Genomic DNA, 22,131 nt, shown 5'->3' with positions numbered 1-22,131 from the left:
AGAGAATTCAAAATGTTTAACAGAAGGAAAATGAAAATTTTTTGTTCTGTATCGGTGGTCTTTGCTATATTAGCAAGTTGTTCCCCTGAAACAGACCAAGCGTATTTACCTTTCTCACTTCCGAAATCGGCAAAGTCCGCTTATCGGTCAGTGATGTCTTTGGCTGTGCCAAGCAGTCCTCCGGTCGTTCCTCTAAGTACGAATGGAAGATATATCGTAGACTCGAACAATAACCGCTTCAAATTAAAAGCGGTGAACTGGTATGGAGCCAGTGATACACGACAGGTAGTGGGGGGTCTGGATAAACAACCTATTTCTCATATTATTTCTTTGATCCAGGAATGGGGCTTTAATTCGGTTCGTTTACCTTTTTCTAATGTAATGATCCATGATGCGAATATTGTTCCGAACGAATTTGTGGCGGCTAACCCGCAATTTTTCGGAAAAACGCCTCTACAGATCTACGATGAGACCGTTGCCGCTCTGACTGCAGCAGGGATCGTTGTTGTCTTGAATAACCATACCACTTTCTCCGAATGGTGCTGCGGTTTCGACTATAACGGTCAATGGTATCATACCGGATCTTCCTTCGCATATAATCAAACTCCCGAAATGTGGAAAGCGGATTGGGTATTCTTAGTGAATCGTTATAAGAATAACAAGTTAGTCGCTGCTGCGGATCTTAGGAACGAAGTACGCACCCAACGTTTTAACGATACACATTTGCCGAATAGTCCGAACTGGGGTTGGAATAATATTGACGACTGGCGTAAGGCCGCTCAGGAAGCGGGAAATGATATCTTACGTGTTAACCCGGATATGGTCATCGTAGTAGAGGGAATCAACTGGTGGGGTGCGATCCCTATTTTAGGTTCCGGAGAACGTCCTCACTTAAAACCGGTTCGTGATCTTCAGGTCCATATTCGTAATGTAAATAAACTTGTATATGCAGCCCATAACTACGGTTTTATCGGACCGAAACATAACGGTGACGACGGTACATCCGGCGGAAATATCAAATATAAGGATATGGATGCAACTACGTTCCGAAACACGATCACTGACGAATGGGGATACGTGGTTGAACCGGATGCAGTAACAACGGCACCGGTTTGGGTGAGTGAATTCGGAGCTTCCCCGGGAGAAACCAACCCTGCCGATCGAGAATGGTTTAAAAGATTGGTGGATTATTTAATCGAGAAGGATATCGATTTCGCATTTTGGCCTCTGAACGGAGAAGATGAATGGGGACTTGTAACTTCCGATTGGTCTCAAACCAAAAGAGGCAACTGGAGAGATGAACATATGGATCGCCTTCTTGCTTCCTCCGGTAAAACAGGGTCGGTGGCTTATGTGGATCATTTGACCAAGATCGGATTTAACGGTGTAGATGATAACGTAAGTACGATTGACAATGATTGGCTTGTAGGAGCAAACAAAGGGACCTGTCCTGACGGAGAACGTCTATTAGGTTTGAGCCGTGACCAAAGAGCTCTTTGTAGTGATACTAAGTACGGAAAACTTTGGCATGCAGACCGTGCAATCAATGTGCAAGCAGTGTATGAGACTACTACTCGTTATCACGGCACAGGTGACTGGGCCGGCGGATTTACAAAATACGAATGTCCAAACGATTATTATGTTGCAGGTGCGACCAAACATTCTTGGGGAACAAGCGGTGTCCTTTGCGCACATAGTAAGGTCCCTCTTGCAAACTCTTGCCGCACCGTTTGGTTCGATAGAGGAGATAACCGTTCTTCTCAGCGTGGAGGAGACTGGGCTCCAGGTTCTTACAAAGGCCAATGTGCCGACAGTGAATACGTAGCCGGAGTTGCTCAAAGAGACGGAGGAGGAGCCGCACTACTTTGTTGCTCTTCTCCATTGAGCGGAGAATTACCTTTAGTTTATAAGGCAAAAAATCTTTCTCACCGTACCGGATTTGCTGAAGGAGACGCTTGGGTTGTAACCACGGCAGATCATTGGGCGGATCATATCATCTACGGTCCGTACGATAGAGGTCGTTGGGGAACGGGCAACAAGCGAGCGGTATTCCGTATGTTAGTGGATGTTACAAACGCGAATAACGATAAAGTCGTTACAATAGACGTTTTCGACGGCCAAGATGTGTTGGCAAGAAGGGATGTTTATAGACACGAGTTTGCAGGTCCAGGCCAGTACACCAACTTCTCGTTAGATTTTCATATCGCACCGGACAAAGCGGATCGCCCTATGGAAGTTCGTGCTTGGTGGTTTGATACTTCTTACGTGAAAACGGAGAATGTCACCATTCAAAATCGATAGTAACAAATTACCGGAATTGATTCTTTTCGGGAATCAAGGGGTCGCAACCTAAATGAATGGATTCAGGGAAAGCGACCCCTCTTTAGTGAACATTCAGAATAGAGTAAATATTTTCCGCAATCGATTCCTGTTGAAAGGTTACCGGAATCTTTTTCTCAACTAGCGTCCTTGGCTATTGGTGAGAAAAAAGTCCCAGCGTTTCACCACACTCACTTTTATCTTAAAATTTGCTTGTCCAAAACCGTTTTTAAATTCAAAAACGGACCTTAGTGAATGCGCTACAACCGAATCCTCATAGCACCGGACAAATTCAAAGGAACTCTTAGCGCAACCCGTGCTGCAAGGGCTATGCACTCAGGCGTTCGCAATGCTTGGGGGGAAAAAATCCAGGTGGTTGAACTCCCTCTGGCCGATGGAGGAGAAGGGAGTCTTGTTGCCCTCCACACATTGCGGCCAAAGTTGAATCTTCGGGCAGATATCCTTCCCAACGCAGGCGGGCTCAACCGTTCCGTTTGTTATCTTACCAATAATACCGATGCTTATTTTGAATCGGCACGATTACTTTCCTTAAACTTCCAAGGGAATCGCAGACTTCCTCTTCTGGATCGCACGAGTTGTGGCCTTGGTCGCTGGGTTCGGGGTATGCTGGACTCGCAAAAAAGGGAGTTAATTTTGTTTCTAGGAGGAACTGCAGTATGTGACGGTGGACTAGGGATCTTACATGAATTCGGGTTTCAGCTATTGGACAGCAAAAGTAACCTTGTGCAATCTCTACGATATTTACCGAATGCTCGAAGGCTCATACCACCAGCTACATTTACGTCGATAGAAGCCGATATCAAAATGTTTACGGATGTAACCAATCCTCTGCTCGGTCCGACAGGCGCCCCCAAATTGTTCGGCCCTCAGAAAGGTGCTACGCCGAGCGATATTGTTTTATTGGAAGACGGACTCGAGCAACTCTCCCGTTTATGGGCAGAGTTTGCTGTACAAAATGATACAAATTGGCCAGCCGGTGTCGGTGCAGGAGGAGGAATTGCACTTCCTTTCCTCGGAATGACAAAAAAGAAAGCAACACTCAGCTCCGGTTCTTCTTTCTTTTTAGAGGAGTCCGGATTAGCTAGCATGATCCGTCCAGGCGACTTGGTCCTCACCGGGGAGGGTAAGACCGACGCAGGTACCCTGACAGGTAAACTCGTAGATGCAGTGGTTCACCTCTGCCATAAAGTTGGTGCAGACTGTTTAGTAGTCAGCGGAGCTGTGGCAGACCGAGATAAATTAGAAGCAGCCAATTATCCCAAGACAATAGCGGTTTCAACTAATGGTATTGTGCCGTCACGTAAAACCGCCGCTTATGAGTTATCCCGGGCTGTTACAAGAACTCTCAGCCTGGTAAAGTAATTTTATTTCAGGAAGTTGAAAGTTAGGCGTAATTAAAATATTTTTTTCTCTATATCCTTGCTTGTTCTCCATATTTTTCAAAGGCATTTTTCCATTGGTAAAAGGATTCTCTTGTTATCCAAAAATATCTGAATGTTTTCGAGACATTGCGTGATAATTTGGCGTGATTTAGAGCTTTCATCTTTTTTTTGAAAACATCTATGGGGTTCCGTTGCCAAATTTACTCCTCAGTTTGACTTTTACTTTCTGCTTGTCAACCGAGGTCGTGAGTTTCATATATTATCTATCCTTTAATATCGTGATCCGATATTCTAAAAACTTTTATAACATTTAGTTCTTCATCCCTGATCGTATCCGGATGAAATTCTTTGGATTTCTTATCGCGATCGGGGAGTAAGCATCCATACAAAGAAAATAATATTTAAAAAAAATAAATTCAGTCGCAAATTTGGCTTAATACAATACCTACTTGCATAACCATCTCAAAAAAGTGAATCAAAGTAAAATATTAAGCTCTCATATTGGCTTCTTTTTAGGACCGTACCATCTATCTTTGTATTCTTTATCTGTATCAGAATCAATCTTCTCCCATTTCTTATCTGTTTTTTCAGACGTATTCAAATAGTATAAAGAATAAAAACAGTTAGCGGTTAAGAATGCTAAAACAAAAAAACAAAAATATAGAAATACCTTATTTAAGCTCATTATAATACCTCGACTCACCCAATAGCTCAACTATAGAGTATACAAATTTTTTCGCGTAATCTTGCATGGCTAACTCCAATCCGCCTTCGGTAAATAGTCCCATTATAAGTGTATATTGGTCTCCTATTCCTTTGATCTTCTTTTTGTAAATACCTTCTTCGGGAATCGTCACGATTACATCTGTATCAATTACGCCAAAATATGAAATAGCAAAAAGACCTATTTCCGGTTCGGTAAAAAATACATTAAGAAAAATTTCAATTTTAGGAATTCTATCGTTATTCGATTTCTCATCGATGGAAAGGCCAGCATTGGTAAGTTCGGAGACTATAATTTCTTTAAGAATTATAGCGGGAGGCTTCTTAGTATAAACATTCGCTGTGACTGCTCCTAAGCTTACCTTCTTAACTCCCTGGCTAACAAACTTTGTGTTATCTTTTGGGCCATTAATCTGAACTGCAATTTTCTTTGTTAACTTTCTATCAATACCCGGCCGCGTATAAATGGGATCAATCTCCGTATCAAAAAAGACACAGTTAGATATAGCCAAAATTACAGACAATTGAGCTAATAGCAGATAGGTTTGCTTTTTCATAATTTAAAATCGGTTTATAGCAATCAGTCATTTTTATCTAGATTTATTCAAATCAATTTCATACGATTGAATCTACTTATAAATTTCATTCGCAGCAGACTTATTTAAGCGAGCGAAAACGTGATTTTTTTTCAGAAAATGGCCAATAAAATGGCATTGTAAAGATTAAAAATAATTCAAGAACTACTCGCTGCTTTCCCTCACGGTCCACTTTAGCGATTAAATTCCCTTGCAAATCAATTACCTCGAACGAAATGAATCGCTTTGTATCGCCAAAAAACGGCAGAATCAGCAATGTCATGGAGATAATAAAATTGTATCCAAAATTTTGATACGATTCAACTCTAATTACAAGTTTCATTTTGTATTAGGAGTATTCATTATCTGATAAGACTAAATAAAGACCCGTATTTTCAAAATCTCTCATAACGCAAATTAACCAATTCGCTACAAATCTTATTTCATTCAAATCACGCCATCCTTGGGATTAAAGACCTCTTCAATGTCCGCTTTCGAGCAAGACTCGGACATTGAAAATTGTCTAAAATAATCATAACATCTTTTTATAATATTTAATAAATCCGTTCCGATAAAAATAAGTAAAAACATATATTTTATTTACCTGATGCCGAATTTCAAACGTATTTTTTCCTTCTACATTTAGCTTAGTCGGAACGACCGATACGTATCTACTGCAAGGAATAACTCCGGCCGCCTTTCCTTTGTTAACGTATTCTTCGGCAGGAATACGTGGAAAGAATCTTCTTTTGCCTGTCCCTAGCATTCTATACGGATAAGGAAAATCGTATGATGCCAGCAGGTTTAGCAGATTTCCATTCAAATTGAAAGAATATCGTTTAGTATGTTTCTCTTGTGATCCGCAGATTTCCCATAGAAGATAATCCACCTCTCTTCCGTATGCCTTTGGATCATCATAGAACGTTAGATCTTTATTATTTTGATCATTGAGAATCGTAGACAATTGGTCATTGCCAATAAAAAAAGCCGTTGCCGAATAACTCGACCCATTCGAAAGCATTGAATCAAAATATTCAGTTTCTCCATTATTAAATAATTGATACTGGCTGCTAATTCCTTGAGATATTAAGTCATAATCTCTCAATGCAGAAGAACAACTTACAAAAGTTATAATAACAAGAGTGCCGATAAACAGTTTCATGATTTTTAATTTGAACTTAAGGACAATCTAGTCCCTCCGTATATTGCTTTCTGTCTCCATTCTCACCTTCCCTGTCCTTCATGTAGAAACCTGCATTCGGATAATATGTTATATTTGCAATTGAAGAATTAGGTTACCTTTATGGAAAGTAAACGCTCCCCACCAACATAAAATCAAAGAACCGATGTCTTTATTCAGGCATAAGGTCAAACCTTATATTATATATCAGTATTTAGGCCCACAGCTTTCAGAAAGTAACCATTTATTCATAGTATCCTCTTCCGAACCAATAGCTGCCGAGCTATTGGCATCCACCTGAAAGGCAATTAAACACTTTGTCGCATCGATTTTCTTGTCCTCTTTAAATAAGGCACAACTTGAAATAAGAAATATTCCAATAATTGTAATTCCGTATGGTTTAGTTTTCATAATCTTAATTCTTTCGATTAACATTTCTCAAGAGCTCTAAACATTAGCAAAACTAGATAAATAATTGATTTGATAATAAAGATAAAGATAATAATTATTCAGGTTTACATGCAGCCGAAACAAGAACTGTATTTAATAGATCAGCATCGGAACCTGGGCTTGCAGTACTATTGAATTTATTCAATGCCGCTATTGCGCAATCTGTAGTATCTCCCTCAGGAGCAAAGACTCCACAATTCAACTGAAAGATCATCAAAAGAAAAACGGAAACACTTTTCTCATAATCCATCATCTAATTATTCGTCAAAAAATCCTTACTACTTCGTATCCTCTAGACAACCCAATAGACTCAATAAATTTACCGAATCATCATTTTGATTTAATTCAGGGGCCTGTGAAAAGTAGTAATATTCTAAGTAACATTGTTCTTTCTTTTTGGGGACTTCGGAAATACCAAGCCCATCGCAATTTATAAATATAAGGCACAATAGAATCGATATAAATTTCATATAAATATTATTAACTTCCATTGTTAAACGCGTCGAATAGGCTCATCAAGTTTAGTAATAAATATCAATCATAACTCCTTTCTACATCAGTTAAACATAATAATAAAACTTGCTCGGCATTTTGAGAATCGACCTGCTTGAATAATATTTCATAATTTAAAATACATTCTTATTCCTTCTCATTTTTTCAGTTTCGGTGTAGTAAAATGAAAAAATGGATATTAAAATAAAAGTCAAATTCTTTTCATATTCGCTCAGCGTAATCTCAATGCTTACCTGAGAAATTTGAAATCTCATTATAGTTTGTTCGGCATTTTATTGTCGCTTCGTATAAAAAGTAAACTCTTTGTATGCAAAGTTTCGTTATCGCTGGGACGAAATCAGATTCAAACTACAACGCAATTAATCCAAGAATTGAATTTATTTATAATAATCTATTCCTTGGGGGAACAAGCATAAATTAGTCCACTTTCAAGTCCTTGTTTAGCTGACTCAGATAGATTTGACTGAAGGATCATTGAATATGCCGCAATCGCAGTTTTGCAATCGTCATTATCTTCAGGCCCATAAATTATGCCACAGGAAACGCAGTTAAGAATTGCAAATAAAGTAGTAATCATATAGGGAATTCCCTTTTTTGATATTAAGAGTTCAAGGGGCCGCCGCATCATTGTTTCTCCTTATTATAAACAAATAGAGTAGACTACTCTTCAAATTATATATGATGGTTATATTATTTATCTGATTAAGAATTGTTTTGCTAATATAGCCATTCTGATATAAAAGTGTCCATGTTAAATAGCTATTAGTTCCTGAAAATAAGTCAGCTTCATGCTCGTTTGGATCACCAAAGCCTGATAGGTTTGTTGTAGAATTTGCATACCATTGATTAACATGGACTAGTTCATGATTATATGTTAAGTTATAAGGAGAACAAAAAATAAATCTATAATCACCCATTGCTATAATTTGGTAACTCAACGTCCCGATAAATTATTCAGGTTTACATGCAGCCGAAACAAGAACTGTATTTAATAGGTCAGCATCGGAACCTGGTCTTGCAGTACTATTGAATTTATTCAATGCCGCTATTGCCACAGTCCGTAGTGTCTTCCTCAGGAGTAAAGACTCCACAATTCAAATGAAAGATCATCAAAAGGAAGAAAGGCAATACTTTTCTCATAATTTACCAACTAATTATTTTCAATATTCCTTCGACAATCAAAGCAATCAGGAAATCAAATGTCAGCGAGTTAATACATATTGCAATTATCGTTGAAAGTAATTAATAAGCCCCCTGCACTTATCGCTCCCAAAATAATCAATCATACTGACTTTCTGCTTTAGAAATACAAAGTAATAACGCTTCTTCAGCCTTATCCCCATAAGTTGCTTGTAATAAGCGATAACTCATTAAACAATTTTCTTTTTGCTCTTCCTTCTTTGATTTTCCTGTTAAATCTGTACAGAAAGGAAAAGCTATTGCGACTAAAATTAATATATTTACAATTCCGACTTTCATACCTAATTCCTTTTAATTCCTAATATTTAATAGTATATAATTTTTTGAAAGTTTGAATGGGCATTTTTTATTTCTCTTTCGTAATAATCTGAGATAAATCCATCAAATAGATACTTCTCGAGTGCCATCAAATTTTCGAGATCAATAGTACCCTGCGCTTTGCTCTTAGCTAGGGTAAACATACTTATATCATTAATATTCATTGTTCGATAGGCTAACATTCCTGAATATGCTGCAAAAGTTTGAGGATCCAGTATTTTATACAAAACAAATTTAGTTGCGCCGTAATTCATAGTTCCGGATCGTAAATCTGTATCTATTTCCGTCAATAGATGGTGACTGCTATTGGCCATTTTTCCTCCATTTAGATATTGATCAACATGCCCCATTTCATGCTTAATCGTATCTTGACTTTCTCCACTTTGAATATGCGCGACTCCATATCCAGCAAAGGACCGTCCCCCATCATGCCAATCTGCAAATATCGAATTACGTATACCCCAGCCTCCCCTTGCATAATGAACTGTTGGCTTCTTTCCAGCCAAAGTTGAAAGAACGTAGTCAGTTGTGCCCATATACTGACCTAATATAAATTTAGGATCAGTAAAAAAGCGTCTTGCCCAGGTTCCAGCATCGACAAACTTCACGCCAAAGTTACCAGCTGCTGCGTGTGCTCTTGCTCTACTTACAAATAATGCTCTCTGCAAAAAACTACCTGACTTAATCTTGAGCGCATTACTCAACCAGCTATGACCGTTCGGATCGATTCGATTCACAGGATTCCCGCCAACATACATATAACGATTTAGTCCGTTAATCCCTTTATCCGATCTATCATCTGCTTGGATGAAGCGTTTTATAATTTACTTTTGCGATTCTCAGGAGGATTTAAAGTATTAAAATCGAAGCGGCTGTTTCTCTTTTCTTGCAGCTATGAAATGGCAAGTTGTATTCCGTGGGTAGAATAAATGAAATAGTTTCCTTGAATGAAATTTTTTCAAAACTTTAAAAAAGAATCTAAAATCACTTTGGGAGATCGGAACAAAACAATAGAGAATATGCTAACCAATCATTGATCTCTTGCTCATCAGAAATTGTAGCGAGTCCGTAAATTACGTTTGTCTCTAAACATTCTTTCTTTGAATCTCCTTTAGGAATGAATGAGTCTGTAACACAATTATATAGAAAAAGAAAAATAAATAAAATTTGAAAAATTTTCATGCTGCCTCAGTAAGTTGGTGGGATATGTGAAACAAAATTATTAAAAATAAAACCAGATAAAATCCATCTAGTAATATAATTATTTGGATACGGGGAATTGTTTAGGATCTCATTTATAATTGGTGTAAAAATTATATTGTACCATGGATTATTTCCATAACTATTTGTACCTGCTCTTTGATCTGCTTCATTTTCGAAAGCAATTTTTCCGGCTCTTTGGCTTTGTATAACTTCTCCCCAGCCGCCATACGAATAATATTGACGAACATGACCAAGTTCATGTTGGATAGTGGCTGCAGAAACTCCTTGATGTCCAAATACAAAGGGTCCGGTAGCAAATGCGTCTCCTTCAGAAGGATCCAATTTACTATAAATCTCCTCAGTCAAAGAATTTCTTACAATAAAACCACCATGTTTATAGGACATGGAAGGTAAAGGTTTACCCTGAACCGCTTTCACGGCAGTCCCTACAGTAAAATCAAAAGTTGCCATATAAAATCCAGATGTAAAAGCAGGATCAACAATTAATCCCCCCAGTGGGCTGGAAATTGCTAATCCAATCTTAGCCGCAGTTATCGTCGCTCTCTCGAAAGCAAACCTTCTTGCTTTATTTACAAACAACGCCCTCTGCAAGAAACTTCCTGATTTAATTTTCAAGGCATTACTCAACCAGCTATGCCCATTCGGATCGATCCTATTAATTGGATTTCCGCCAACATACATATAACGATTGAGGCCATTGATTCCTTTGTCAGTTCGATCATCCGCTTGAATGAATCTTCCTAAATAAGGATCATAATATCTCGACTTATAATAATACAACCCTGTATCTGAATCCAATATCTGTCCTGTGAATTTGTAATGAAAAATATCCGGTCCAGTTGTCTCAGAAAGATTGATTTCTCCGTATGGAAGATAACTTACATAACTCACTCCACTCTGACCTGGTCCTGCTACTTGATTTCCGTAGCCGTCAGTAAGCATAGTTGTGGAACCTAAATGGTCTCTTTGATAAAAATATCCACCGACAATCGGTGAGCCCAAGCTATTAGCCTTTACTCCAAAAGCATGGGCTTCCTCTAAATTCGATTTTAATGTAAACCAAGGTGCCTGATTTCCATTCAAAAGTCCATTACAGTCTTGGAATAGACTGACTGAGAATATGGACATTAGGAGAACTGGAGTAGAAAGGCCCGATATTTTCCTTTGCCTTAAGATTTTATTCCCTTTCAATAAGAATGGATAAGCTATGTACAACAATCCTATGATAAATAGAATATAGCCTATCCTAAATGCAATTGTAGGAATTCCTTTCTGAAAGTATGCAGAATAAGCAAAGAACTTCTGGATTGGATACAGAAGCCTATTTTGCCAAAATTTACCACAATCGATAACCACACCCGAGCAAAGTCCTGTTTGGTCGAACCAAGTTCCGGATGATGCAGATGCCAAAGTAAAACTATCGTCACGAGTTACCAAAGTTACATTCGAGCGAGTAATCTGGGTTAAAATCTCTCCACCTAAACCTTTGATATAGATTGTATGTTTTTCATCCCCACTCGTAGGCTTCTCAATTTCGTAATAGTCGCCTATGTTATAATTTGTAACAGCAGCGGTTAGATTCTCTATCTTTACTCGATTTCCGGAATAATCATACGTGTATTTGAGATTTGTTCCATTTGATAAATTATATTCTTTTAATTTTCCAAACGAATCATAGATCAGTATATCACCGTTTCGAGAGATCATATTTCCAGAAGCATCATAGGTGTATGTAGAAGAGCTTTGACCGGACACAACACTTGTCACAGAATGAGGGTGATTGGAATCTCCGTAAGTAAAGTTACTATCTCCTTTTTGAGTTAAGTTTCCGCCCGTGCTATAAGAATAACTTTGGGTTCCGTAACTTCCGGCTGCGGAAAGAACACGGTTATGCAAATCGTAAGTGTATGTCTGGCTCCGATTCGTATTCTGATTGTCCGTTTGCTGGGTGATATTCCCTGAACCATCGTACTGGTAAGAGAGAGATTGTAGGATACTTCCATCGTCTTTTTTAGCAGATAGGGATATTGTTTGGAAATTGGAAAGATCCAGTTTTAGGTCTGTAACGACCCCATTACCTGTCGTTCTTCTGAACACTGGGCTACCATCTACAAAGATCGGACCTTCATACGAAGCGACCATTATTCCACTTGGCCCATCCGGGCTATCTAAGCTTACGTTTTCTAGATTTCCGTTTAAGGAATAACTTTGATGAACAACTGAACCGTCAGGATACGTCACCGAAATCATTCTTCCCAAGGAATCGTATTCCATTTCCGTAATGAGTTGGTATCCGTCGATTGTCTTGGTTTGTCGGATCGGTTTTCCTTGGATATTATAGGATATCTCTGTAATTCCGGAGTTGTCCGTTATTTTTGTGATCCGACCTTTTCCTAAACTTCCGCTATCGTATTCGTTTTGGATAGGCGCTTCCGTCCCATTTGTTTGAGTGGAAAGAATCCTACCGATTGGGTCGTAGGAAAATGTGATCGTCTTATTTCTCGCATCAGTTTGGTTGGCTATCCGACCTAATGCATCATACGTATACCCGATCGTTCCGGAACTCGGATCGGTTACGCTTGTCCTTCTTCCCGCAATATCGTAAGTAAAACTCGTAACGAGTCCGGCCGGGTCTGTAATTTGAGAAGGTTGCCCGTAAGCGGAATAATTCGTTTGGATCGTCTTTCCATTGTCCGTTTTTGAAATCACCTGTCCAAGTTCGTTCTTTGTTTCGCTGAAGGATTTCGCGACCGCATCGGATGTGATAACTGATGTATTCGTAGTCAATCCGGTGTAGGATATCGTAGTTGTGGTGATGCCTTTTGAATCGCTAGCAATCGTTCCAGTGGACCTGAAATCCGGGTCTTCGTATTTATACTCTGTCCAAAATGGAGAAGTATTGCTGAAATACGGATTCGACTTTTTGAAAAGCAAACCTGTTTGGTAATTATATAAGGAATCCGTTATCAATGAAATCCCGGAAACTGCAGTATCTGAAACAGTTCTTAGCACATTTCCTAATGGATCGGAATATTCCGTAACTTTGGTCTCAATTCCGCTTGTGGTATCTCGGATCGTTTTTGTAACCGATTGTGTGTTGGAAAGGTTTGTTAAATCAAATTTGGCAGTATTTGCATATTCGTAAGATTCATTCCAACTTTGATTTCCTGGATAAGTTACTGAGATCAATCTCCCGAATGTATCGTAAGTCTTAGAAATCAATCCACCGTTTGGATCAGTTTTTGAAATTTCTAACCCGGAATTGAAGTCGTAATTTGTTATTTCCTGATGACCTAAGGCATTTGTCTTTGTGACTGGAAAAGAATGTATAATTGCATCATATCCGATGGTTGAAGTAGCTCCTGAAGCATCCGTAATCGTTATCGGATTTCCGAATGAATCGTAAGTATAATTTGTAATTTGTTCAGCAGAGGTTCCGAAAAATTTGGTTACGCTTTGAACTGTGTCTGCGGCAAACACAACCTTTTGGTCCTGCACAAGAACACCATCCGTAAATTTCTTATTCCGGGTCGTTCTTCCGATTCTCCAAGAATTTAGATCGTGACTAAGTGTAAGATCCGTAGAAATCGTATGAGAGCCGGCTATCTCGGTTTGGTTTATTGGAAATCCGTACTGGTCTAAAGTGTAGTTTGTATTTGTCGATATTTCCAAATTTCCGTTATGGTAAGAAGTTTTGGAAATATTCGTAGCAACTGCGATTTCGGTCCCAAACGGATTCGGGAATTGAAACCCGCTCGAAATAGTCTGCTGCATCAAGTTGCCGGAAGCATTATAATTGCTAAATGTTGTCGGGACTCCTGCTAATCTATAATCGGTCTGATTAAATTCCGTAAATTTGTAAAATCCTGTTCCATTGTCTTTCTCTTTAAAGTTAGCAAACCCAAGACTTCTGATAACTTCCCGAATCCCCAAATAGAATCTGGAATTTTTATATTCGAACGACTCTCCGATAGATACTCCGGAACCTAAATCGGTTGTTATACTGGTTACCAAATGAGTATTGCTTGTGTCCGGAATATTCGGATAGTCCCCGGTTCCAGCCTGGATTGCCCCAGAATGTAACTGCTTAGTAGTATAACCTACCGTTGTAGTCTGGATTCCGTTCGTGACCGATATCAAATCATCTTCATCGGAGATTTTTGGATTAGTAGTTTTAGCCAATATATGACCTTGAGTCTTATCCTGCCAAAGTTTGATGAGTAATGCATCTTTCGATCCGTCCCCATTCATATCTTGGATGATAAATTGACCTTGGTCAGCTTTATATACACCCCCACTGGTTTGTTCATTTAGGTCGAACTGACCAAAACCGAAGTTGGCATTATAAATTAAAGATCCGGCTCCGTTCGACAGATAACTTTCTACATTCTTATTTTCTTTATTATATAGAATTAAATCTTCTAATCCATCCGAGTTTACGTCCGAAAAATTAAACTGGCTGGTTTTAGAAACATTGCTTGCATTCAAGGTACTTGTAACTTGGGCTGCAAAACCGTGATTCGTGTTTAAAGAAACTTTGATCTGGTTACCCACCAAAGTTATAAAATCCGGTAGACCGTCGGCGTTTACGTCGCCGAAAAAACTTCTCAAACGGTCCGCACTCGTGCCTAAATCATACTGTACTACGGTAGATGTTTGAGAAGAAAGATTAAAAGTAGTAACATCCAATCTAAATCGTATCGTTCCATTCGTACTTGCATTTAATGTATTCAGTTGATTCTGTAGACTAGTGATCGTAGTATTTACTGGACCGATCGTATTCGCAAAAACCAATTGCAAGTCGTTTACTAGTGTATTTAGATTCGGGATCGGTGTTCCAGTCTTTGCTGCTTGTAATTGAGTGATGTCTATATAATTCGGATCGGTTTGTATACAGTCAACATTCACCCCTAAACTATTCGGGACTGGAACGACAACCCCTCCCGAACCTGAATTTGCAATGTAATAACCGCAGCCTTTCAAATAATAATCGATCAAAGAATTAAAATCCGAATTGGATACGCTATTTGCCCCGTTAGCAAGAATGGAATTTAAAATATCTTCTTTTGTATGAAAATCGTTCGTAATCGTTTCAGCTTGCTCGTTTGCAGCCTGCAATTGGTTACTAACTGTAGTGTATTGAGGATTTTGACTATACTGTACTAAGCGTACATGTTCGGCCTTTCCGTCCGAATCCAAATCTATGAACTCATTTATAAAATAATTAGAAGTTCCGGTAATTTGTATCGCGTTAGAAAGACTCCCCTTTTGGTTCAGGTAGATATTAAATTTTGTTCCGTCGAAATGAATAAAATCCGCAAGATTGTCTGAGTTCATGTCGGCGAACCAATCAACCTGGGCCTTGTCGGCGATCATTCTCTTTGGATTTAAACTGGAATATTCATAATAATAGGAATACGGACGAAAAGCCTGCATGTTCTGGCTTGCAACGGGTATGGACACATTCGAAAAACTAACTGGGTTACTGAAACTATTCGACTGGGAATATATTACATTTAACTTTCCAGCACTCTCATAGGCAAAATCAGTTCTTCCATCCCCATCCAAATCTACCGTTTGAAAGAAGGTATTATAATGGAGAGGAAGGACAGGACTCAAATAACTTCCATTCGGATCCACAGTTCCATTTTGAACCTTCCAGGCTCTCAAACGAATACTATTCGAACTCTCGGAACCTACTATGCTTGCGAAGTCAAGAATACCGTTCCCATCTAGGTCCATAGGAGTCCAGTAGGTAAGGCCCGATGTAATTCCGGAGGCACAATAATTCGGACCGCCCCAATTATTATAATCCAAACAGAGGCTAGCAAGTATTGCAAAGAAGTTCGGATTACCTCCCCAACAAGGCGCATAAGCTGCACAAAGACAAGCGGATGCTCCGTTATTGCAAGCATCACGATCCGGAACGGGATATTTCATTGCATATTGGAGGTAAGTCGCTATTCTTTTCTCCGTTGCAGTAGGCTGGGTAGGCAAAGGATTTCCGAAATAAAAGTTTGCATACATCAGTAACGCGCTTGGAACGAATAAATTAATCGATGAAGTAGGAGTATTGAGATTCGTATCGACTAAAGGCTGAACTAAGAAACCGTCACTTCCGTAGTTGAACTCTAAATCCGCGTAACTTTCTGATCCAAAAATATTTGATTCACTTCTTTTTAGAGAAGTTAAAATTTGTCTCCCGGTAGTAGGACCGCTTGAATATTCAAATTCATAATTCCGAAGTAAGTTTCCGTCCGCATAGATTTCGATTTCTTCCAACTTTTTTGTCGTTTTTACGAAAGATCCGAAAACGTAGGAAGGAGATGTATCAGTGCGTGAGTCCGAATATTCGAATTTTATACTACGGTTCTGGTATTTGATTTCATTCGGATAATATTCACCGGTAACTGAATCTTCTATATACGTGATATCATAACCGTTTCCGAATGGATCTCTAACTTGATTTAAAGCCCAGGTTCGGACTGCTCCATTTTTTCCAAGAGCTTCTATCCTGGAATCGTTTGTTTTTCCATAGCTATAAAGAATTCCGTCCTTATCTGTTGCTGTCCATGAACAAGGTCCACTTCCACAAACTCCACTTGGAACAAAACGAACAAAGGATTCCTTGCGGCTATGATACTTGGTTTTGTTACCCGAAATATCCGTTAGAGGACCGACTTGATCTGATAGGAATCTATCGTTTGCATCGAAATTAATTCCGAAGCTGGGATCTCGTGAGATTGAATGGATTCCGGAAAGATCCCAGCCCATTCCCAAAATCCCGTTTTTTCCTCCGGAAGAATATGTGAGCGATAAATTCGGAACGATTCCTTTTGTTCCAGGAGGAATTACAATTTCTACATTTGAAGTCAATGTTCCACTTGGACTTGCAGAAAGTTTAGGCAAAGGTTGAGGAACTAAAGAGCCTGTAAGGTTTAAGAAAAACGATTTAATGGAAAATCCGCTAAAAATGATTAATAAGAGTGCAGGTAGGAAAACTAAAGTTATGGCTTTTCTTAATTTTTCTTTCATATTCCTCTCTAAAAAAATGCGGAACTATGAATTCCGGAGTCTTTTTACAATATATATAGGAAAAATACTGCAAAACTGAGTCAATGGAATTCAAAGAAAAAAGAGAAAATTAACGTTATTCGATATTACAGTTGCGTAACAAGTCGCTAACTTCAGTTCATTTATGATTATAGAACATGGTCTATATGGATAAAGAATAAAGAAAAATTATTTAGGTTCAAATTTCTTCAATATCCTATTTGTATAATACGACCGAAACAGAAATCATTAATCGGTTTGCAAGAATTGCTCAAGCCGCCGACAAAACTCTCTCTAAAACTGATCCCACTAATTCCTCGAAATTCTCATCGATCAAATCTAAGTCCTTTTGAGACAACTCGCTCCGCTCATTCGCTTTCCGGTTTATAAAATTATTGATCCGCATATCGATCGAAGATTTTAGAATCATGTAATTTGTCTTACCGCGACGACTTCTATCCAATTCATAACCGTTTGCAGAAAGAGACTTTGAATTCAGAATTCTATCAACTTCCGCTTTAACACGACCATTCAAATTATAACGAGCCTCTTGACGTTTTTGGGCTTTGGGAATGACAGGCTGTGAGTTCATTGCTTCCAACACTTGTTGTCCACTAAAACCTAATTCTGATAATTTTCGAATCTCTTCCATTGCCTCGTAATTTTCCTGAATCAAAGGTAGACTTTCCCAACCCAAGCCTATTTGTTCCGTAATCTGAAAGCCGTTTCGATTTATCGAGGAAGACATTTCATTATCTCGAATTGAATCATCCTGACTACCTTTCGGTTGCATTTCAGAAGATTTTACATTTTCAGCAAATGAAGGAAGGTATCGTTGGGCCAGGAGTAGATGGAGTAAGGACGGAGTTCACATCCAATACGCAGAAGGAAACCACATCCATTTCGTTTCTCATCATTGGGGCAAGAATTTGAATCCAGGGAGATTATTAACTGATATTTCAAACGGTAAATACAATGGAGCTAGTCTGCATATCTCTATGCATCACGTTTATCAAGATAAATTCCCAAAAACAAAGAATCTTTAGTAAAATGCATCTAACTATATGTAAAGGAAATAAATTCCCAAGCCTTTTGTTTGTACTAAATTAGTAAATTAAATATTTGAAAAATGATAGTCATTTCATTTAATTGGTAAAAATTGGAGTCGTATGATTAAGGAAAATTTGCCAAAATTCATTTTGCTTATTTCTTTGCAGTGTCAAATTGTATCGCTTTGGATACGTTAGGTTTATCTTATGATCGGATTAAAGGCGACGAAGTTGCCGCTAAGTTAGCAGATGCAGCGATCATGACCGACTTAGTAAATTCAACAATACTTATCGGCCAACCTCAGATCTCAATAACCGCAATCTTTTCTTCTGTAATTGCAGGCATCGATGTTAAAAAGTATTACAAAAAATCAGAAGTCGATGACTGTATAAATGATCTTTCCAATTATTCATACGGACAATCATGAAATTTGTCTTCGTTCGAAGTAGCCTCCACTGCATATTTCAGCTCGACTCTATTATGAATTCTATTTGCCAACTCTTCCGATATCCCGTTAGGTTTCGAATAGGGAGGTTCTATTATATAAAACGATAAAACGATAGATTGATTTTCCTCTAAATTTTGAGTTATTAGAAGATTCGAAAAGAAACCATCTGGATATTTATTTGCTTTGATTTCGTATGTATATTCTCCTTTCGAAATTGGCAAAATTAATTGGCAGTCTGTTTTAAAATGAAATTGCTTCAAACCAGTCCATAAAGTATTAAATCCTAATTTTCGATCATTATTAATCAATAACCTTCTTTTAAGGACATTGTCTTTTTCTTCTTGAAAAATATAAATCAAATAACTTTCTACCTGCATTCTCTCTCTTGAATTCTTAAGTTCTGACGGTAAATATATTTTCAGATAGTTTCCTTCTGAGTTTTGAATAGGATAATAAGGTAGGCGCCTCCAATAAAATATATTCCCGTAGCAGTTTGAAAATATAAGTAAAATGAGTAATGTTATTTTACTTTTCATTACAAACTACCTCCACATGTGTTTCCGGTTTGTTCTCCATATTGATAAATTGTTTCGAAACTACGAATTAATTTTCCTTTAACATCAAAAAGTATGAACGGATCAAGACTTGGATTCTGCTCTATTGTATAGTTAATCTCGTACCTATCATAGTCACTTCTTGAATTCTCAAGCCTTTCCGAAAAGGTCTTGCCTTCGGGATTTGGAATCGCTTTTTCCTTAAAGCTTAAGCGAATAGAATGATTTGGCGGAAGGTCGATTTCCTTTTCCAATTTTCCAGAAAATTCCGTTCTTGCGCTACCAAATGCAAACCGATAGAAAGTTTTACCTGCATTTGTCGGCATTCTATATTCACAACCTTCTAAAAACACAAAACGTATATCGGACCTAATCAAATATGGTAACTCTTCAGGTTTTTGATAATAAGCGCTCCAATAACCCTCGTTTGGGTTAACAGCTGAAGGAAAAGCTAATAATGGATTTGTATCTCCAAAAAAGACAAATAAGTGATATGTAAATAAGTCATCATTGAGACGATTTTCGTTTATTACCTTCGGCATAAAGCCAAATTTGATGTAAGTATTTTGGAAATTTTCAATATCTTTATGTCGATAATAGGTTTCAAAGCCATAACGCATCCCAATGCAACTTTGAAGAAAAAGAATTACTATTAATATCTTATAATACAAAGATCGCATATTATAAACTACCGACACAAGCATCGTGTGCTTTATCAGCTACTGAATAAATTAGAATTACGCCGGGAAATTGTAAACCAATTATACCTGCCGCAGCGCTGCCCCAATTCTCAGTCCTTAAATCATATAATATTCCTATATATCCGAAATATTCTATTCCTTTCACAATACCAAATTGAGTTGGAGTAATTGGAAACACATTACTTAGCGAAGGCGCTAACCAAGGCATTTATATCAATGCAAATGCAGCTGTCATTGTCGTAACCTACTCAACTGATGTGTAACAAAACGCAGTCCGATCATACTTCTCTTTCCAACAAATCAGCTTGTAAGAGAATCACCTCTATTTATTTCACCATAAAGTTCTTAGGTCATTTTACATTCACAGCTCCGGATTGTGTTACTCCAGCCGTCCTGTTCTTACTTTCGTCTGCCGCCATTACTACAACGCCTCAAGGAGCAGGGTGTAAAAATAAGAATCCCAGTGCCAGAACCAATGTCATGTTGGCTCCCGATTCCCAAAGTTGTATCATCTACCAAAGAAATTAACCCCAATCCGATACCAACCAAAGCAAGAATATACAAGAAAGCCGGAATTCTCACAGCTCTATCTGAATGAGTATTGTTTCTTCAAGAACCTGAAAGTATTTGGAGTAGATGCGTTAGCAAAGAGAGGAAGGGAGAAGATTGGGATCTCGGAGGTAAATGATGTTCTCGAATCGGAGAGAACCGAGAAGGCAAAAAATTTTGATCCAACCCTGAAAAACGAAATTAGTAAGAGCGAAGCTACTAATTTCGTTTTTCACTTAGCTAAATCACAAAATGTGCGGATTGTCAATGATAAATTACTACCTATTCTCAGCTGCTAATCCGCACAACGCAAGTATAAAAGACCCTCCAACTTCCCCAATTGGAACTAAACATTATGAAAAAATAACTGAATACTTCTTAGATACATTTTACCCGAAATTTTGCCCAACATGTAAGATCCAATTAAAGAAGAAGATCAGCACAAGAGATTACTTAATCCGCTGCGAAGTCTGTCATTACCAAGCATCAAGACTTTCATATACTCCCCTGCACCATTTCAAATTACCTCTCTGGGTATTCGGATATGTATTAGATGAATCATATAAAAGAAGCCCAAAGGTTTTAACAGCAGCTGAGATAGTTAGATCAATTGGAATTTCTAATAAATCTGCTCTTCTACTAAAACGCAGAATTCAGTTGTTTGCAAGTGAGCAGAAAGAATCATTTAGAGATCTAATCTTCTCACAGTTAGAAGAAGAATATAAAGACTTCCGTCTTCCAGAAAAGGATACTGAGTCCAAACAAACTCAGAGCCGTATACAATCGAATCCCATACCAACCGAAATCGCGGATAAAAGAAATCCAAAGAAGATACTCCAGAAAGCCCTCAAAGGAAAGACCCTAACAAACGCAGATACAATGGTCCTCTACTCTGCATCCCAAAGAGCGAATAAAGGCCGTAAAAGGCATAAACACGGGGGTTGTACAGCTTCCATATATATGAGCGATAAACTCGGTGGAAAACAGATAGGAACAATGGTGCATACGATCGCCGCAAGCAATGGAGCATTAATACTCGATTCTGTGCCGGATCAAAAGATGAATACCTTAGGTCCTCTATTCCTAAAGAATATACCAAGTACCACACCAATATTCACAGATAGCGGATATCCATGGTTAAATTCCGTATATAAAAACCATAGAATGGTAAATCACAGTGCGCATTCAAAAGACAAAAGATATCGCTGGGCAAGGAATCGCTGGAGTAAGGACGGAGTTCACATCCAATACGCAGAAGGAAACCATAGAGTAATCAAACAAGCATTCTCTTCTTACGGATATATAAAGCCAGAGTTCTCCCAGCTCTATCTCAATGAGTATTGTTTCTTCAAGAACCTGAAAGTATTTGGAGTAGATGCGTTAGCTAAGAGAGGAAGGGAGAAGCTTGGAATTGTTGAGGTCTATGATGGTCCCGAATCGGAGAGAACCGAGAAGGCAAAAAATTTCGTTCCAACCCTGAAAAACGAAATTAGTAAGAGCGAAGCTACTAATTTCGTTTTTCACTTAGCTAAATCACAAAATGTGCGGATTGTCAATGATAAATTACTACCTATTTAACACACGTAATCCGAACCGAGGACCACCTTTCCTCCAATCCAGAACCGCTCCATTCATTAGAAAAACAGAAAATAGAAATCTCTTCCGAACTCCCCTCCCTAAACACTACAACCCAGCACTCAACACTGTCTACTTCACAGAGATAACCAAGAAGATACTCAATGACTTCTACCCAAAGCACTGCCCTACTCCTGAATGTAACGGCAGAATCTTAGATAAAGAAATCTCAACAAGAACAGATCTAATTAGATGTCCTCAATGTAGACATCTAACATCAAGACTAAGTTACACTC

General features: G+C 38.3%; 14 protein-coding genes and 1 pseudogene. 5 read left to right on the top strand and 10 right to left on the bottom strand.

What is annotated here, in order from left to right:
• Nucleotides 1–12: 12 nt before the first annotated feature.
• Nucleotides 13–2,301, top strand: a complete 2,289-nt coding sequence (locus tag LEP1GSC192_RS00770; RefSeq protein ID WP_020768057.1) for a glycoside hydrolase family 5 protein — start codon at nucleotides 13–15, stop codon at nucleotides 2,299–2,301.
• Between the two features lie 273 nt (nucleotides 2,302–2,574).
• Nucleotides 2,575–3,702: a glycerate kinase gene (locus LEP1GSC192_RS00765; protein WP_020768131.1), complete on the top strand. Its 1,128-nt coding sequence runs from the start codon at nucleotides 2,575–2,577 to the stop codon at nucleotides 3,700–3,702.
• A 691-nt stretch (nucleotides 3,703–4,393) separates the two neighbouring features.
• Here LEP1GSC192_RS00765 and LEP1GSC192_RS00755 read toward each other — a convergent pair.
• The 8 genes from LEP1GSC192_RS00755 to LEP1GSC192_RS00705 all read right to left on the bottom strand — a co-directional run bounded on the left by LEP1GSC192_RS00755 (nucleotide 4,394) and on the right by LEP1GSC192_RS00705 (nucleotide 17,751).
• On the bottom strand, nucleotides 4,394–5,002 hold the full coding sequence (locus tag LEP1GSC192_RS00755) for a hypothetical protein (protein ID WP_020768128.1): 609 nt from the start codon (nucleotides 5,000–5,002) through the stop codon (nucleotides 4,394–4,396).
• Between the two features lie 550 nt (nucleotides 5,003–5,552).
• Nucleotides 5,553–6,182: a hypothetical protein gene (locus LEP1GSC192_RS00745; protein ID WP_020768469.1), complete on the bottom strand. Its 630-nt coding sequence runs from the start codon at nucleotides 6,180–6,182 to the stop codon at nucleotides 5,553–5,555.
• A 225-nt stretch (nucleotides 6,183–6,407) separates the two neighbouring features.
• Nucleotides 6,408–6,611 (bottom strand): hypothetical protein, encoded by a 204-nt coding sequence (locus LEP1GSC192_RS00740; RefSeq protein ID WP_036088628.1) that lies wholly within the window; start codon nucleotides 6,609–6,611, stop codon nucleotides 6,408–6,410.
• Nucleotides 6,612–6,705: 94 nt separating this feature from the next.
• Entirely contained in the window at nucleotides 6,706–6,903 is a 198-nt protein-coding gene (locus LEP1GSC192_RS00735) for a hypothetical protein (protein ID WP_036088626.1), read from the bottom strand.
• A gap of 1,538 nt (nucleotides 6,904–8,441) precedes the next feature.
• Complete coding sequence (locus tag LEP1GSC192_RS00725) at nucleotides 8,442–8,642, bottom strand: hypothetical protein (RefSeq protein ID WP_020768309.1); 201 nt, start codon at nucleotides 8,640–8,642, stop codon at nucleotides 8,442–8,444.
• A gap of 26 nt (nucleotides 8,643–8,668) precedes the next feature.
• Nucleotides 8,669–9,418, bottom strand: a complete 750-nt coding sequence (locus LEP1GSC192_RS00720) for a hypothetical protein (protein ID WP_157186879.1) — start codon at nucleotides 9,416–9,418, stop codon at nucleotides 8,669–8,671.
• Between the two features lie 451 nt (nucleotides 9,419–9,869).
• Nucleotides 9,870–16,940, bottom strand: a complete 7,071-nt coding sequence (locus tag LEP1GSC192_RS00710) for an RHS repeat-associated core domain-containing protein (RefSeq protein WP_020768027.1) — start codon at nucleotides 16,938–16,940, stop codon at nucleotides 9,870–9,872.
• Between the two features lie 289 nt (nucleotides 16,941–17,229).
• Nucleotides 17,230–17,751: a hypothetical protein gene (locus tag LEP1GSC192_RS00705; protein WP_198289285.1), complete on the bottom strand. Its 522-nt coding sequence runs from the start codon at nucleotides 17,749–17,751 to the stop codon at nucleotides 17,230–17,232.
• Between the two features lie 423 nt (nucleotides 17,752–18,174).
• Between LEP1GSC192_RS00705 and LEP1GSC192_RS20175 the strand changes: the two genes are divergently transcribed.
• Nucleotides 18,175–18,435 (top strand): TIGR04452 family lipoprotein, encoded by a 261-nt coding sequence (locus tag LEP1GSC192_RS20175; protein WP_020768089.1) that lies wholly within the window; start codon nucleotides 18,175–18,177, stop codon nucleotides 18,433–18,435.
• Here the strand turns inward: LEP1GSC192_RS20175 and LEP1GSC192_RS00695 are convergent.
• Nucleotides 18,414–18,992 (bottom strand): hypothetical protein, encoded by a 579-nt coding sequence (locus tag LEP1GSC192_RS00695; RefSeq protein WP_020768431.1) that lies wholly within the window; start codon nucleotides 18,990–18,992, stop codon nucleotides 18,414–18,416. The two genes, LEP1GSC192_RS20175 and LEP1GSC192_RS00695, sit on opposite strands and share 22 nt — an antisense overlap.
• Nucleotides 18,992–19,690 carry a hypothetical protein gene (locus tag LEP1GSC192_RS19225; protein WP_020768491.1) on the bottom strand — a complete coding sequence of 233 codons (699 nt, stop codon included), beginning with the start codon at nucleotides 19,688–19,690 and terminating at the stop codon, nucleotides 18,992–18,994. The genes LEP1GSC192_RS00695 and LEP1GSC192_RS19225 overlap by 1 nt, the downstream gene beginning before the upstream one ends.
• Before the next feature lie 837 nt (nucleotides 19,691–20,527).
• Between LEP1GSC192_RS19225 and LEP1GSC192_RS00675 the strand changes: the two genes are divergently transcribed.
• On the top strand, nucleotides 20,528–21,838 hold the full coding sequence (locus LEP1GSC192_RS00675) for a transposase (RefSeq protein WP_020768228.1): 1,311 nt from the start codon (nucleotides 20,528–20,530) through the stop codon (nucleotides 21,836–21,838).
• Nucleotides 21,801–22,131 (top strand): annotated as a pseudogene (locus tag LEP1GSC192_RS20010) (transposase); the annotation flags it as partial. The gene LEP1GSC192_RS00675 and the pseudogene LEP1GSC192_RS20010, both read left to right, overlap by 38 nt.

This window comes from Leptospira sp. B5-022, from assembly GCF_000347035.1.
In the GTDB taxonomy this organism is placed as follows: Bacteria; Spirochaetota; Leptospiria; order Leptospirales; family Leptospiraceae; genus Leptospira_B; species Leptospira_B cinconiae.
The sequence above is the reverse complement of the archived record's forward strand: the minus strand, read 5'-3'. Positions and strand labels throughout refer to the sequence as shown.